15 protein-coding genes are annotated in these 13974 nt (G+C 67.6%); 10 read left to right on the plus strand and 5 right to left on the minus strand.

Going from position 1 to position 13974, the window contains the following annotated elements; all coding sequences use genetic code 11:
* The first annotated feature begins 106 nt into the window (after window positions 1–106).
* Entirely contained in the window at window positions 107–805 is a 699-nt protein-coding gene (locus tag D9X30_RS01645) for a GNAT family N-acetyltransferase (RefSeq protein WP_249640854.1), read from the plus strand.
* A 94-nt stretch (window positions 806–899) separates the two neighbouring features.
* Here D9X30_RS01645 and D9X30_RS01650 read toward each other — a convergent pair whose 3' ends face one another.
* The 5 genes from D9X30_RS01650 to D9X30_RS01670 all read right to left on the minus strand — a co-directional run bounded on the left by D9X30_RS01650 (window position 900) and on the right by D9X30_RS01670 (window position 4939).
* On the minus strand, window positions 900–1394 hold the full coding sequence (locus D9X30_RS01650; RefSeq protein WP_029051418.1) for an Lrp/AsnC family transcriptional regulator: 495 nt from the start codon (window positions 1392–1394) through the stop codon (window positions 900–902).
* 209 nt (window positions 1395–1603) lie between these two features.
* The gene (locus tag D9X30_RS01655; RefSeq protein ID WP_153946427.1) at window positions 1604–2209 is read right to left on the minus strand and encodes an EF-hand domain-containing protein; all 606 of its coding nucleotides are present in this window, start codon (window positions 2207–2209) and stop codon (window positions 1604–1606) included.
* A gap of 175 nt (window positions 2210–2384) precedes the next feature.
* The gene (locus tag D9X30_RS01660; RefSeq protein ID WP_249640855.1) at window positions 2385–3059 is read right to left on the minus strand and encodes a general secretion pathway protein; all 675 of its coding nucleotides are present in this window, start codon (window positions 3057–3059) and stop codon (window positions 2385–2387) included.
* Between the two features lie 107 nt (window positions 3060–3166).
* Window positions 3167–4387 (minus strand): globin domain-containing protein, encoded by a 1221-nt coding sequence (locus D9X30_RS01665; RefSeq protein ID WP_153946426.1) that lies wholly within the window; start codon window positions 4385–4387, stop codon window positions 3167–3169.
* Window positions 4388–4483: 96 nt separating this feature from the next.
* Window positions 4484–4939 (minus strand): RrF2 family transcriptional regulator, encoded by a 456-nt coding sequence (locus tag D9X30_RS01670; protein ID WP_194946470.1) that lies wholly within the window; start codon window positions 4937–4939, stop codon window positions 4484–4486.
* A gap of 162 nt (window positions 4940–5101) precedes the next feature.
* Here D9X30_RS01670 and gspG point away from each other — a divergent pair, with 162 nt between their 5' ends.
* The 9 genes from gspG (at window position 5102) to gspD (ending at window position 13961) form a co-directional block, all read left to right on the plus strand.
* A complete protein-coding gene (gene gspG / locus D9X30_RS01675) occupies window positions 5102–5569 on the plus strand; it encodes a type II secretion system major pseudopilin GspG (RefSeq protein ID WP_153946425.1) in 468 nt (155 codons plus the stop codon).
* 18 nt (window positions 5570–5587) lie between these two features.
* Complete coding sequence (locus tag D9X30_RS01680; protein WP_153946424.1) at window positions 5588–6100, plus strand: prepilin-type N-terminal cleavage/methylation domain-containing protein; 513 nt, start codon at window positions 5588–5590, stop codon at window positions 6098–6100.
* Window positions 6097–6504: a type II secretion system minor pseudopilin GspI gene (gene gspI, locus D9X30_RS01685; RefSeq protein WP_153946423.1), complete on the plus strand. Its 408-nt coding sequence runs from the start codon at window positions 6097–6099 to the stop codon at window positions 6502–6504. Before D9X30_RS01680 ends, gspI begins: the two co-directional genes overlap by 4 nt.
* Complete coding sequence (locus D9X30_RS01690) at window positions 6494–7237, plus strand: PulJ/GspJ family protein (protein WP_228770800.1); 744 nt, start codon at window positions 6494–6496, stop codon at window positions 7235–7237. Before gspI ends, D9X30_RS01690 begins: the two co-directional genes overlap by 11 nt.
* Window positions 7237–8256: a type II secretion system minor pseudopilin GspK gene (gene gspK / locus D9X30_RS01695; protein ID WP_228770799.1), complete on the plus strand. Its 1020-nt coding sequence runs from the start codon at window positions 7237–7239 to the stop codon at window positions 8254–8256. The genes D9X30_RS01690 and gspK overlap by 1 nt, the downstream gene beginning before the upstream one ends.
* A gap of 267 nt (window positions 8257–8523) precedes the next feature.
* The gene (gspL, locus tag D9X30_RS01700; RefSeq protein WP_153946421.1) at window positions 8524–10092 is read left to right on the plus strand and encodes a type II secretion system protein GspL; all 1569 of its coding nucleotides are present in this window, start codon (window positions 8524–8526) and stop codon (window positions 10090–10092) included.
* A gap of 86 nt (window positions 10093–10178) precedes the next feature.
* The gene (locus tag D9X30_RS01705) at window positions 10179–10691 is read left to right on the plus strand and encodes a type II secretion system protein M (protein WP_228770814.1); all 513 of its coding nucleotides are present in this window, start codon (window positions 10179–10181) and stop codon (window positions 10689–10691) included.
* Window positions 10691–11497, plus strand: a complete 807-nt coding sequence (locus tag D9X30_RS01710) for a type II secretion system protein N (protein WP_153946419.1) — start codon at window positions 10691–10693, stop codon at window positions 11495–11497. Before D9X30_RS01705 ends, D9X30_RS01710 begins: the two co-directional genes overlap by 1 nt.
* A gap of 28 nt (window positions 11498–11525) precedes the next feature.
* Window positions 11526–13961 (plus strand): type II secretion system secretin GspD, encoded by a 2436-nt coding sequence (gene gspD / locus D9X30_RS01715; protein ID WP_153946418.1) that lies wholly within the window; start codon window positions 11526–11528, stop codon window positions 13959–13961.
* Window positions 13962–13974 lie beyond the last annotated feature (13 nt).

The raw sequence follows: 13974 nt of genomic DNA on the forward strand, positions 1-13974 counted from the left end.
TTCTGGATCACAAATCCGACTCATGCCGCACAGAGTTTGATGAAAGAGCAGGGACGACCACCGCGACGGTGCTATTTTTATACCGATCACTGAAGAAGGAAACCAAGTGAACCCGCTCGAACTGAGCAAGGCCGTCGGCGCAGTCACCGACGAAGATCTTCGCCGTGCAGCCGAGGCGAGCCAGGCAACCCAGCGTCCCACCACACTGGTGCGCGAACTGGCTGCCCATCATCGCTCGCGTCTGCAGAAGCATTTTCTCGCCCTGGGCGAGGAAGATCGCCTGCTCCGTTTTGGCCAGTCGGTTGGCAACCACGTGATCGAGGCGTATGTGGAAAGCATCGATTTCGACCACGACAGCGTGTTTGGCGTCTATGACGAGCACCTGGAACTGGTGGGCGTCGGCCACTTCGCAAACCTTCGCGACAACGCCCAGGGCCGCGTTGCAGAGTTCGGCGTGTCGGTGTCGAAGAGCGCCCGGGGCCGCGGCATCGGCAGCGCCCTGTTCCAGCGCGCCGCCATCCATGGCCGCAATACCAACGTCCGCACGCTGTACATGCACTGCCTGTCGCGCAACGCGGCGATGATGCACATCGCCAAGAAGGCCGGCATGAAGGTGCAATATGCCTATGGCGAAGCCGATGCCTACCTGGAACTGCCGCCTGCCGACACGGTGAGCCGCCTGACCGAGGCCATCGACGAACAGGTGGCTGACCTTGACTACATGGTCCGCCGCAACCTGCGCGATGTCCGCCGCTTTGGCCTGCGTTTCTGGCGCTCGCTGGTGCCGCAGAAAGGCACCGCCTGACCCGTTCCGGCGACCCCGAATGAAAAACGGCGCACCCGCAAGGTGCGCCGTTTCTGTTTGGTGCGGACCAAAGTGCAGCCTGAGCCGCTCGCTGTCAGGCGCCACCGGCCACGGGCAGCGCCGTGGTGTCCTTGATCGATTCCAGCGCAAAGCTGGAACGCACATCAATCACCGACGGATGCGCCAGCAATTGTTCCTGCATGAAGCGCGCAAAGTGCTCCATGTCTTCGACGTAGACCTTCAGCAGCAGATCCATCTCGCCCGTCATGGCATGGCACGCGGCCACTTCCGGCCAGGTCTGGATCGCGGCACGGAACAGGTCCAGGGGCGCCTTGCCCTTGGGTGTGCCGCCCTGCTTTTCCAACCGCACATTGATATAGGCAAGCAGGCCCAGCCCGATCTTGTTCGGTTCGAGCAGCGCCGCATACTGGCGAATCACGCCAATTTCCTCAAGCCGACGGATGCGGCGCAGGCAGGGGCTCGGCGACAGATTCACGCGCTCCGCCACTTCCAGATTGGTCAGCCTCCCGTTGGTCTGCAGGACCTCCAGAATCTTCCGGTCGATCTTGTCCAGCTCCACCTTGCTCACGTTTTGTTGCTCCGCAATATGTTTGTCGGCAATTTTTTTGCGCAAATTTAGCAAGTCGTGCACAAGTCCGCAATTTATTTCATGCAGGGACGAGTGCGGCAGCCATTTGCAGCGGGCGCATGCGTCACGTGGGGCGAGGCAAGGATGGTGCCAGCCAAATAAAAAAGCGCGGCCCGAAGGCCGCGCCTGGCAGGTGCCGGGGCAATGGCTTAGTTGCCGCTCGTCGACGGAACGGCCGGGGCCGAGGCACCGTCAGGGCCGCGACGCTGCATGCGATCCATCCGGTCCTTGTGCATCTTCTGCATGTCCGACTGGATTTCAGCCATGGTCACCTTGCCGTCGCGGTTCGCGTCGAGCTTGTCGAAGCGGTCGGCCATGCGCGGGAAGGCGGCCTTGAACTCGTCGCGCGTCAGCGCACCGTCGTTGTTCTTGTCCGCCGCCTTGAACCTGGCTTCGAATTCGGCCTTCATCTCGGCGCGACGCTGCTCCCAGGCCGCCTTGCGATAGGCAGCCAGTTCGGTCTTGTCGAGCTTGCCGTCGTGGTTGGTGTCGATCTTGTTGAACAGCGCGTCGGCTTCGGCCTTCGAGATCGTGCCATCGCCGTCGGTGTCGACCGACTTCATCCACATCATGCCGCCATGGTGGTGCTCGCCCGGGCCGCCCATGCGGTGGTGAGGCGCGGGGCCACCCTGCGGAGCCGCCTGGGGGGCGGCCGGGGCCGGCGTGGTTTGCGCGAAGGCGGCACCGGCGGCCATGAACACGGCCGAGGCGGCGATAAAGCTCTTGAGGATGTGCGTCTTGTGATTGCGTTGCATGTCTGTGCTCCTTGTCATCACGTTGGGCATGTACGGATTAGAACGCAGACAACCACGCCAAGTTGGCAGTTTTAATACGATGTTACGGGCCTCACAGAATCGACTCGGGCCGTAAACCGCCGCAATACAGTCAAAGATTGCGCAATATTGTGAAACTCGTATTTTTACGATTTGATCAGTCTTTCGGCAGCAGGTTCTCGGCCCCGTGCGGCGGCACTGACTGGAAGTCCTGCGGCGCGAAGCCCTGCTGTTGGGGTGCCGGCTGCTGGAACTGCTGAGGCTGCTGTATCGGCGCACTGGCCACCGGCGGCGGCGACTGCACGGGAGCCGGCATCGGCGTGGACAGCGGTGCGGCAGCACCGGACGGCGGCGCCGCCGGCGCATTGCCCGGACGACCGACCGATACGGTGTTCTGTAGCGGCAGCGCAATCTCCTGGCGCACACCATTGCGCTCGATCACGATATTGCGGCCATGAATTTCGGTCAGGCGGATCTGCGGCGAGAGCGCGGCACCGGCGCGCACGGCCTTCGGCGGCCCGCCATCCAGCGACAGGATGGCTGCCGCCGGACCCACGCCATCCAGGTCCGCCACCACGCCGATCAACTGGATATCCCGCACACCCGCTTGCGCACTGCCGCCGAACAGCGTGGCCACCGCCCCGGTTTCCACGGCCTCGGTCTGGGCGATACGCGCCGATTTGGGGACGGGAATCGTCCGCATCGCGCTGAACGCCAGCACCCAGTGCGTGACCAGTGCGCATAGTGCGACAAATAGCAACAGACCGGCTGCGCGCGGCAGCCAGGAGGCAGAAAGGTCGAAGCGGAAGGCAGGCCGGGTCAGGGTTGGCACGAGCGGTACGCCAGGCGGCGGAATGCAGGAGGTCGCCTAGCGTACCAGACGCCGGTGTCGATTGTCTGTCCGTCGTGCCAGCCCGCGGCTGGCCGGGGCGACCAGGATCAGAGCAGGTCGTCGAGCAGGTCGGGACCGAACACTTCGCGGTGGATATGACCCACCGGAATCCCCGCATTGATCAGCGCATGACGCTGGGCTTGCATGAAGCCCAGCGGGCCGCACAGATAGAAGCGCGCATCGTTGAATGCCGAGGTGTCTTCGGCCTTGAGCAGCGATTCGATCGGCATCGTGCCGGCGTGGTCGTAGTCACGGCCCGATACATCGGTAGCCTGCGGGGTTTCGTAGCTGATGTGGGTACGCAGGTTCGGCATCCGTTCGCGTGCCCAGCTCAGGTCGCCGCGATGCGCGTGGTGCCGGCCATGGCGTGCCGCGTGCGCGAACAGCACCGGGCGGTGCGGATTTTCCTTGGCCAGCGTGCGCAGCACCGACACCATCGGCGTCACGCCGATGCCGGCCGACATCAGCACGATCGGGCGGCGGTCGTCGATGGCCGGCGCAAAGTCGCCCCACGGCGTGCTGACATGCAGCGTGGTGTCGACATGCGCGTTGTCGTGCAGCCAGTTCGATACCGCACCGGCCGGGGTTTCGGCGCTGCCGTCCTCGCGCTTGACCGAAATGCGCCACGTGGGCAGGCCGCGCTCGCCAGACAGCGAGTACTGGCGCAGCTGGCGATGACCGTCGGCAAGGATGGCTTCCACGCTGATGTACTGGCCCGGGGCAAAGTCGCGCAGCGGCTTGCCGTCGGCGGCCGCCAGCGTGAGCGAGACCACCTGGTCGCCTTCCTGCTCGCGCGCGATCACGCGCACACGCTGCAGTTCGCCGGCCTTGACGCCGTGCCGCTCATACAGGCGGGCTTCGGCGGCGATCAGTTCGCCGGCCAGCAGCCAGTAGGCTTCGTCCCAGGCCGCCAGTAGCGGCGGGGTTGCGGCATCGCCCAGCACGGCGGCAATGGCTTCGAGCAGATACTTGCCGACGATCGGATAGTGGGCCGAGGTCAGGCCGACGGCCACGTGCTTGTGGACAATGCGCTCCACCACGGGCGCCAGCACATCGGCGCGGTCGACGTTGGCGGCATAGGCAAACACCGCGGACGCCAGCGACTGCTGCTGCGAACCGTTGGCCTGGTTGCCCATGTTGAACAGATGCTTGAGCTCGGGGCGCGCCGCGAACATCTCGCGGTAGAAGTGCGTGGTAATGGCAAGGCCGTGCTCGCGCAGCACGGGGACGCTGGCATCGATATAGGGGCGGGAAGCAGCGGACAACATCAGCAAAAACTCCTGTGAATTCATGCATTTTAAATGCATGTTTTTGGCACGATAAAGCCGGCGTCAGACTGCGGCTGGGGGTCTCGCCCCGCTGCCTCAGGCCACGCGCCGGCTCAGGAAATCGCGATGCAGACTGATGATCGACTCGGCCGTCCGGCTGTTGCCGGAAACTTCGGCCAGCGTGACGCCGTCAAGCGCCTGGTAGAACGCCTCTTCGGCCTGCTCCAGCGCCCGCTTCAGCCGGCAATTGCCGTGCAGCGCGCACGGCGGGTCGGCACAGTCGATCACGGACTTGTGCCCTTCCAGCTCGCGCAGGATCGTACCGATCGACAGCGTCTCCGCGCCCGGGCCCAGCTGCAGCCCGCCATGCCGCCCACGCGTGGCCGAGATCCAGCCCAGCTTCGACAGCCGCGCCGCCACCTTCACGAGGTGATTGTGCGATATGTCAAACTGCTGGCCGACTTCGGCAATCGTGATCGGACGGGTGCCGTCGCCGCGTGATACGTACATCAGCAGGCGCAAGGCATAGTCGGAGAATCGGGTCAGTTGCATCGTGCCTGGAATCATAGATAACATGCATCCTGAATGCAATATTTTTATTGCAGTTGCACATTGGTACATTTATCGGGCCCTGATACCCCGGCAGCACACCAAACGGTCATCTGGCGGGGGTTATACTCTTCGACCATACCTCGACCTCAAGGCATACAACCGATGCGCAGAACCGTGACCCAGACTGCCGCCCTCCGGACGCAACTTCATCGCCGCCTCGCCCGCGGCTTCACCCTGATTGAAATCATGGTGGTGATCGTGATCCTGGGCGTGCTGGCGGCGCTGGTGGTGCCCAAGATCATGAGCCGTCCCGACGAGGCACGTATCGTTGCCGCGCGTCAGGATATCTCGTCGATCATGCAGGCGCTCAAGCTCTATCGCCTGGACAACGGCCGCTACCCGACCACCGAACAAGGCCTGGCGGCGCTGGTCAACAAGCCCACGACCGAGCCGATCCCCAACAACTGGAAGGGCGGCGGCTATCTGGAAAAGCTGCCCAAGGACCCCTGGGGGCATCCGTACCAGTACCTGAACCCGGGTGTGCGCGGCGAGATCGACGTGTTCAGCTTTGCCGCCGACGGCCAGGCCGGCGGCAGCGGCAACGACGCGGATATCGGCAACTGGGAATAAACCCCACCCCTTCCCTTCATGACTCCGGCGACGCCGCGCGGCCAGTCCGCCCTACTCCAGCGCCGCCGGCTGCACGGCTTCACGCTGCTCGAACTGCTGGTGGTCATGGTGATCGCCGGCATCGTCATCTCCCTGGTGGCGGTCAACGCCACCCCCAATGATCGCGGCCGCGTACTCGACGATGGCCAGCGCATCGCCCGCCTGTTCGAACTGGCCCAGGAAGATGCCCAGCTCGGCGCCCGGCCGCTGGCCTGGGAAGGCGACGCTTCGGGATGGCGTTTTCTTGAATCCACGCCGCAGGGCTGGGTGCCGATGCGCACCGACGTCTTTGCGCCGGGCCACTGGCGCGTTCCGCTGGATGGCGCGGTCGTCGTACAGGGCGGCCGCCAGCCAGGCACGGGCCCGATACGGCTGGTCTTCGGACGCGAACTGATCGACGAACCGCAGCGGCTGGTGCTGACGCGCGGCGACATCCGCGTGGACGTGACCGGCGACGGCAGCGGCCGCTACGTGGCGACGGTGACGCAATGATCCGCCGGCCCTTCCCCGCCCGCGCCCCGGCCCGGGGCTTCACGCTGATCGAAGTGCTGGTCGCGCTGACCATCCTGGCCGTGGCGCTCACCGCCGCCATGCGCGCGATGGGATCGATGGTCGAGTCCAGCGCGTCGCTGCAGCAGCGCATGCTGGCCGAGTTCAGCGCCGAAAACCACCTGGCCACGCTGCGGCTGTCCAAGACCTGGCCCGAACCGGGCACGCGCGGCTACGACTGCCCGCAGGGCGGCGTGGCATTGTGGTGCGAGGAATTGGTCTCGGGCACGCCCAATCCGTCGTTCCGTCGTGTGGAAGTCGCCGTTTATCCATCCGCCGGCAACAAGTCGGTGCGGCTGGCATGGCTGGTCACGCTGGTGCCCAATGAAACCCGCAATGTTCTCTGAGCGCCGCATCCGCTCCGGTGCCCGGCGCGGGTTCACGCTGCTGGAGATGCTGGTCGCCATCACGCTGCTGGCGGTGATGGCCGTCATCGGCTGGCGCGCCCTCGATTCCCTGACCCGCAGCCGCGAACGGCTGACCGACCACGACGCCCGGCTCGATGCGCTGAAGGTGCTCTACGGCCAGTTCCAGTCCGATTGCGAGCACCTGGCCCAACCGGCCCTGCTGCAGGCCAGCCCCGTGGAGATCGGCGCCAACCAGCTGCTGCTGGTGCGCGACCGCCGCGACGAAGGCCAGCCGCCGTCCTGGCAGGTGGTGGCCTACCGGCTCGACGGCAATACCGTGGTACGCGCGGCCAGCCGCGCCGCGTATTCCCGCAACGACGTGCAGGGCGCGCTGATGGCCCTGCGCCAGCCGGGCAGCGCAGGCCTGCAGATCCGACCGCTGCTGGGCAACGCCGACCAGTTGTCGGCGCGCGTCTGGGTCGAGCCGGCAGGCTGGCTGATCGATACCGGCCGCGTACGCACCGGGCTGATGCAGGGCAGCGCCGTGGCCAACGCGGCCGAGGCCGCGGCAGCGGCCGCAGCGGCCGCCACGGGCGCCAGCGATGCCCAGGCCGGACTGGGCACGATCTCGAACAGCGTGGCCGTGCGTGCCGTCGAACTGAACGTGTTCGCGCGCATGGGCGACGGCGATGCCACGCGGCAGTTCCAGAAAATCTGCATGACGGGGATGTGATGACACGCGCGCCCTTCGCCACATCGTTTCGCATGCGCCCGCGCCGCCAGCACGGCGCCGCCGTGGTGACGGCCCTGCTGATGGTGACGCTGGCTGTGGTGGTGGTATCCGGCATGCTGTGGCGCCAGCAGGTGCAGATCCGCTCGATCGAGAACCAGCGGCTGGTGGCCCAGGCTGCCTGGATCGAACGGGCAGCGGTGGACTGGTCGCGCCTGATCCTGCGCGACGACCAGCGCCGTTCGCAGGTGGACTACCTGGGCGAACCGTGGTCGGTGCCCGTGGCCGAAACCCGGCTGTCCGACTTCCTGGGCGCGGGCGTCAGCACGTCAGAAGGCGGCGAGACGTCGTTCGTGTCCGGCCGCATCCTCGACGCGCAGGCGCGCTTCAACCTGACCAACCTCTATATCTGGCAGGCCGATGGCACGGGCCGCGTGGCCAATATCGACCAGCCGTCGCTGCTGGCCTTCAGGCGCCTGCTTCAAACGCTGGGCATGAACGCCGGCCTGGCCGAGCCAACCGCGCAGTATTTCCTGCGCGCGGCCCGTGGCGTTTCGGCAAACGGCCAGCCCGCGCCGCGTCCGCCCGACAGCGTGCAAGACCTGCTCGCCGTGCCCGGCTATACGCCGGCAATGGTGGCGGTGCTCGAGCCGTTCGTCACGGTGTTGCCCGAACGTACCAAGGTCAACGCCAACACCGCCGAGGCCGAAGTCCTGTCCGCCGTGATCGACAAGTTGCCGCTCGACCGGGCGCGCGAGCTGGTGCGCCAGCGCGACCGCAGCTACTTCAACAACACCGGCGACGTGACGACCCAACTGCAGGGTATTGCCCCGCAGGCCGTCAACCCCGGCGACGCGGTCGACGTGCGCACGCACTATTTCCTGATCTACGGGCTGGTCCGGCACGAGCGGGCGCGCCGCCTGAAGGTGTCGCTGGTGTTCCGGGCCGACGTGCTGGGCAGCGGAAACACCACCAGGATCATCTGGACCCGCGACGCCGACGCCATGCCCGAGCAACGCTGAAACGGGGCCAGCCCGCAAGCCGTTTTTGCCCGGATGCGTGTAGGCATCAACGTTCTGCAGAATCAGCCGGACCACTATTGACGCGCGTAAGTCACACAGGCAAGGTATGCTGCTGCGCCGAGCCGGGTCCGGTGCAGCCAACTGCCGCCAGGCCAGGGATTGTGCCCGCCAGCCTGCCCCGGCGCATGGCGCCATGGGCGCCAGCGGGCGGCTGACGGGCCAGTCACGCGCCTCCAGCGCATCTTCGCCACAGACAACAGGGAAATCTTGAGTACCACGCTCTACGTCCGCCTGCCGCACCGGCCGCATGACCAGCCGCAACCGTGGCAGTTTGGCGCGATGCCTTTTGCGCTGGTACGGGCATCCGCGGAAAAAAGCCGCGCCGGCGGCCTGTCGCCTGCGCCCGAGCTGTTGCGCGAAGGCCACGCCCTGGCGGCCGAAATGCCGGCGGCGGACCGCCTGGTCCTGATTCTGGCCGCCAGCGATGTGCTGCTCACGGCAGCCATGGTGCCGCCGCTGCCGCCCGCCCGGCTGCGGCTGGCCCTGCCGAACCTGGTGGAAGACATGCTGGCCACGGACGCCGCGCCGTGCCATATCGCCCTGGGCCCGGCGCTCGATCCCGCCGCCCCGGCGCGCGGCCCGCGCCGTCGCCTGCTGATGGTCACCGACCGCGCCTGGCTGCGCGCCGCGCTCGACCAGTTCACCGAACACAAGCACCGCCGGCGCAACGTGCTGCCGGCCCAGTTGTGCCTGCCACTGGAGGAAGCCACCGCGCTGGCGCCGGCCCCTGCCGATACGGCCGATATCCTGGCACCGACACCAGAACCGGCGACGGCCGGAGACGCCACGCCCGCCCCCGCGCCGCAGCCGTCTGTCCCTGAGACGCCCGCCACGGCCGATGCCGCGGCCCAGCCGGCCACGCTGGTGGTGGAAGCCGCGACATCGGCGCTGGCCCAGTCGGCCTCGCTGCTGGACGCCGCCGCGCCGCCGCCGGCCGCCGCCGACACGGCCCGACTCTGGCAGCTGACGGTACGGACCGGCCCTTACGACGGCTACGGCCTGTTGCTCAATGACCAGGCCCTGGCCGCCTGGCAGGTGCTGGCCCCGGCCGGCGTATGGCACGGCGACCCTGCCGCACTGGCTCACGCGCCGGTCCCCGCGCTGCGTGCGCAGCGGCCGGTCGCACGTGCATCGCGGATTTCCGAAAACTGGCGCATCTGGCTGGCGGGCGCCGAAGCCTGCCTGCGCGATCCGCAGGTCGACCTGGCGCAGTTCGAGTTCGCGCAGGGCCGCATGGACCGCTGGAACGTGCTGGCCTGGCGCCTGCCGGTGGCGCTGGCCGTGGGGCTGGCATTGGTGCAGATCATCGGCATGAACGCCCAATGGCTGATGTTGCGTCAGGAGGCCAAGCGCATCGAAGCCGCCCAGATCGATATCCTTCATACCGCCTTTCCGAACGTGCCGCCGGTGGCCGAGCCCCCGCTGCTGATGCGCCGCCAGATGGAACAGCTGCGCACGGCCAGCGGCCGCAGCACACCGAGCGATTTCCTGCCGCTGGCCGACGGCTTCGCACGCGCCGCCCAAAGCCTGCCACCCGATGCGCTGCTGCAGCTCGACTATCGCGCCGGCGCGCTCTACGTCACGCTCAAGCCGGGCACCAATACCAATGCGCTGCGCAGTGCGGCGCGGCAAGCAGGCCTGCAGATGGAAGAAGACAAGACGCCGCCGGACGCCGCCGTGCGTGCGGGCGGCGCCCCGACCCCGCCCGGCTCGCGCTGGACGATCAAGAGCGAAGCGCGCGCCGACAGTCCGGCGCAAGGCAGGGCCGGCGCATGAAGTTCGGTCAATCCGCCAGGCGCCCCGCCGCCGGCACCGCTGCAACGGGTACGTCCGCAGGCCGCCTTGGCAGGCTGCGCCCGCGCATGCCCGACGCGTGGCGCGAACGCTTCGACACGTTCTGGAACGCCCGCAATCCGCGCGAACAGGCCATCCTGGGCGGTGGCGCGGTGGTGCTGGTGCTGGTGTTCGGCTACCTGGTGCTGTGGGAGCCGGCCGCGACCGGCCGCGACCGGCTGATGCGCAATCTGCCGGCGCAGCGCGCCGACCTGGCCGAAATGGAAACCCTGGCGCAGGAAGCGCGCGGCCTGCAAGCCAGCCCGGCGCCGTCGCTGCGCGGCGATGCGCTGACCCAGGCGCTGCAGGACAACCTCGGGCAGCATGGTCTGAAGGCCACGCGCCTGGCGGCCACCGGCGACAACGCCGTGCAGGTTCAGCTGGACAAGGTGGCCTTTGGCTCGGTGGCCAGCTGGCTGCAGGATGTGCGCGCCCAGCAGCGGCTCAAGGTCACGGACGCCCGCATCAGCTATGTCGGCGCCACGGCGCTGGTCAATGTCACGGCAACGCTGCAAGGCCCCGGTGCCGGTGGCCGCAACTGATGGCGCGGCTCGAGGCCCTGCGCCTGCCCCGTCGGCGCGTCCGCGCGTCGCGCGGCTCGCAATGGCTGCGCTGGGCGCTGCTGGGCGCGGCAACCGTGGTGGTGACGGTGACGGCTTCGTTGCCCGCCACGTGGATGGCCGAACGCATTGCCACGGAAAGCGGACGCCGCGTGCTGCTGGCCGATGCGGCCGGCACGCTGTGGCACGGCAGCGCCACGCTGGCGCTGTCCGCCGGCGCGGGCAGCCAGACATCGACCGTGCTGCCGGGCCGGCTGACCTGGGACGTGGCGTTCTGGCCATTGCTGACCGGCACGCTGCGCCTGGTGCTGGAACAGGACATGACGATGGCCGCGCCGGTAACGGTGACGGTGACGCCCGCTGGCTGGACCGTGCAGTCGGGCGGCATCCGCCTGCCGGCGTCGCTGCTGGAGGGCATTGGCGCCCCGTTCAACACGCTGCGGCCGGACGGCACGATGCGGATCGACTGGACGGCGCTGCAGGGCAAGTTTGCCGGCAACCAGAAATTCGGGCATCTGACCTTGCAACTGGACCAGATGTCGGCGGCAGTGAGCCGCCTGCGCCCGCTGGGCAGCTATCGCGTGGAAGTCGACCTGGCCGGCGCCGCCGGCCGCCTGCAATTGAAGACCACGGCCGGACCGCTGCATCTGGAGGGCAGCGGCACGCTCGGCCGGCAGTCCCGCTTCGAAGGTACGGCCCATGCCGACCCCGAGGCGGCCACCCAGCTGGCGGGCCTGCTGAGCCTGCTGGGACGAACAGAAAACAACGTGACAAGGCTGCGCTTCTGATCGCCGAAGCCCGGGCCTGAAACCGATGATGACAACGCAAGCACACCACCACCTCGTCCGCACCGTCTGCGCCCGCGCTACCGCGCTGCTGTGCACCCTGTCGCTGCTGTCGCCCGCCATGGCGTGGGCGCAGCCGCAGCAGCAGGTACCGCAGCCCAATGACATCTCGCCACGCAACCGTGACCAGGTGGTGTTGAACTTCGTCAACGCCGATCTCGAATCGGTGGTGAAGGCGGTGGGCCAGGCCACGGGCAAGAATTTCGTGATCGACCCGCGCGTGAAGGGCACCGTGAACCTGGTGACCGAGCAGCCGGTGTCGCGGGCCCAGGCGCTGGAAACGCTGGGGTCGGTCCTGCGCATGCAGGGCTACGCGATGGTGGAATCCAACGGCTTCACGAAGGTGGTGCCCGAGGCCGATGCCAAGCTGCAGGGGTCGCCGACCGTGATCGGCGCCGGCGTCGGCCGTGGTGACCAGGTGGTGACGCAGGTGTTCCGGCTGAACTACGAGTCGGCCAACAACCTGGTGCCGGTGCTGCGTCCAATGATCGCACCCAACAACACCATCACCGCCTACCCGGCCAACAACACGCTGGTGATCACCGACTACGCCGACAACCTGCGCCGCCTGGCCCGCATCATCGCGGCCGTGGATGCGCCGGCATCGGGCGAAGTCGAACTGGTCCCGCTCAAGAACGCCGTGGCCAGCGATGCGGCCGTGGTGCTGCAGAAACTGCTCGACCCATCGGCGGCCGGCGGCGCCGGGGGCGGCGCCGCAGCCGGCGATGCGTCGCTGCGCACGACCGTCGTCGCCGAGCCACGTAGCAATTCGCTGATTATTCGCGCCACCAGCCGCGCCCGTGTGCAGCAGGCGCGCCAGCTGATCGAGAAGATCGACCAGCCCTATGCGCGCCCCGGCAATATCTGGGTGGTGCCGCTGAAGAATGCCGATGCGGTGAAACTGGCGGCCACGCTGCGCGCCATCGTCGCGGCGGATAGCAGTTTCGCGAGTTCGACGCAGGGCGGTCAGGCCGGCGGCATCGCCGGCGCCACGGGCGCCACGTCGCAGACCACCTCGCTGCCGCAGGGCGGCCAGTACACCGGCGGCAGCAGCAGCGGCTACAACCGCAGCGGTTCGGGCTCGTCGGGCTTTGGCAGCTCGGGCGGCGGCTCGAATGCGTTTTCGTCGTCGTTTGCCGTGAACCAGCAGCCCACCACGGGCGGCATCATCCAGGCCGATCCGTCGACCAATTCGCTGATCATCACGGCCAGCGAACCGGTCTACCGCAACCTGCGCGGCGTGATCGAGGATCTGGACGCGCGCCGCGCGCAGGTCTACATCGAATCGATGATCGTCGAGGTGACGTCCACGCAGGCCAGCGAACTGGGCATCCAGTGGCAGGGCCTGGTCAACAGCGGCGGCAGCGTCACCGGCTTTGCCGGCACGAACTTCGGCACGGGCGGCCAGAACATCGTCAACCTGACGGCGGCCGGCGTGCTCTACGGCGAGAACAAGACCGCCGGCCTGGCGGCGATCCAGCAGCTGCTGCCCACGGCGGGCGGCCTGAACCTGGGCGTCGTGAACAAGGCCCTGGGCCTTGGCGCGCTGCTGCGGGCACTGGGCACCAATGGCAGCGTGAACCTGCTGTCCACGCCGAACCTGATCACGCTCGAGAACGAAGAGGCCAAGATCCTGATCGGCCAGAACATTCCGATCACGACGGGCTCCTATGCGCAGACCGGCAGCAGCGCCTCGGTGACGCCGTTCCAGACCTTCGACCGCAAGGACGTCGGTATCACGCTGCGCGTGCGCCCGCAGATCAGCGAGGGCGGCCTGGTCAAGATGCAGATCTACCAGGAATCGTCGTCGGTGGTGGCCGGCACGCTCGCCAACACCTCGGGCCCGACCACCAACGTCCGCTCGATCGAGACGAACGTGCTGGTCGATGACGGCCAGATCATCGTGCTGGGCGGCCTGATCGAGGACAACTACGGCGACGGCGTGCAGAAGGTGCCGCTGCTGGGCGACATCCCCTGGATCGGCTCGCTGTTCCGCTACGAGAACAAGAACCGCGCCAAGACCAACCTGCTGGTGTTCCTGCGTCCCTATGTGATGCGCACGACGGCCGCCACGGACCGCCTGACGCAGGACCGCTACGACTACATGCGCACGCAGCAGCAAGGCTTCGTGTCGCCTAACATGATCGTGCATGACGCGGTGACACCGGTGCTGCCGCCGGCCAACGCGCCGACCACCCCGTTCGTGGATCCGCGCGGCGGCACCCTGCAGCAGGGTCCGCTGCCGCTGGACCAGACGCCCGGCCAGCCGGGTTCGCAGCCGGTGCCGCAACAGGCGCCGCAACTGCTGCCGCAACAAGCGCCGCAACAGGCGCCCCAGTCCGCGACGCCGCGGCCGCTGTCGTTCAACGACGAGTCGTTCGCGACGCGTCAGGCCTCGCAGAGTTGAGCATCATCGACAT

It is taken from the genome of Cupriavidus sp. U2 (assembly GCF_009663685.2).
Lineage (GTDB): Bacteria > Pseudomonadota > Gammaproteobacteria > Burkholderiales > Burkholderiaceae > Cupriavidus > Cupriavidus necator_C.

Coding starts and splice junctions, on each gene's coding strand:
- D9X30_RS01665 (WP_153946426.1), bottom strand. CDS start 4,387: ATGTTGTCCGCTGCTTCCCGCCCCTATATCGATGCCAGCGTCCCCGTG.
- gspD (WP_153946418.1), top strand. CDS start 11,526: ATGACAACGCAAGCACACCACCACCTCGTCCGCACCGTCTGCGCCCGC.
- D9X30_RS01680 (WP_153946424.1), top strand. CDS start 5,588: ATGACTCCGGCGACGCCGCGCGGCCAGTCCGCCCTACTCCAGCGCCGC.
- D9X30_RS01655 (WP_153946427.1), bottom strand. CDS start 2,209: ATGCAACGCAATCACAAGACGCACATCCTCAAGAGCTTTATCGCCGCC.
- gspG (WP_153946425.1), top strand. CDS start 5,102: ATGCGCAGAACCGTGACCCAGACTGCCGCCCTCCGGACGCAACTTCAT.
- D9X30_RS01690 (WP_228770800.1), top strand. CDS start 6,494: ATGTTCTCTGAGCGCCGCATCCGCTCCGGTGCCCGGCGCGGGTTCACG.
- D9X30_RS01705 (WP_228770814.1), top strand. CDS start 10,179: ATGCCCGACGCGTGGCGCGAACGCTTCGACACGTTCTGGAACGCCCGC.
- D9X30_RS01670 (WP_194946470.1), bottom strand. CDS start 4,939: ATGCAACTGACCCGATTCTCCGACTATGCCTTGCGCCTGCTGATGTAC.
- D9X30_RS01710 (WP_153946419.1), top strand. CDS start 10,691: ATGGCGCGGCTCGAGGCCCTGCGCCTGCCCCGTCGGCGCGTCCGCGCG.
- gspI (WP_153946423.1), top strand. CDS start 6,097: ATGATCCGCCGGCCCTTCCCCGCCCGCGCCCCGGCCCGGGGCTTCACG.
- gspK (WP_228770799.1), top strand. CDS start 7,237: ATGACACGCGCGCCCTTCGCCACATCGTTTCGCATGCGCCCGCGCCGC.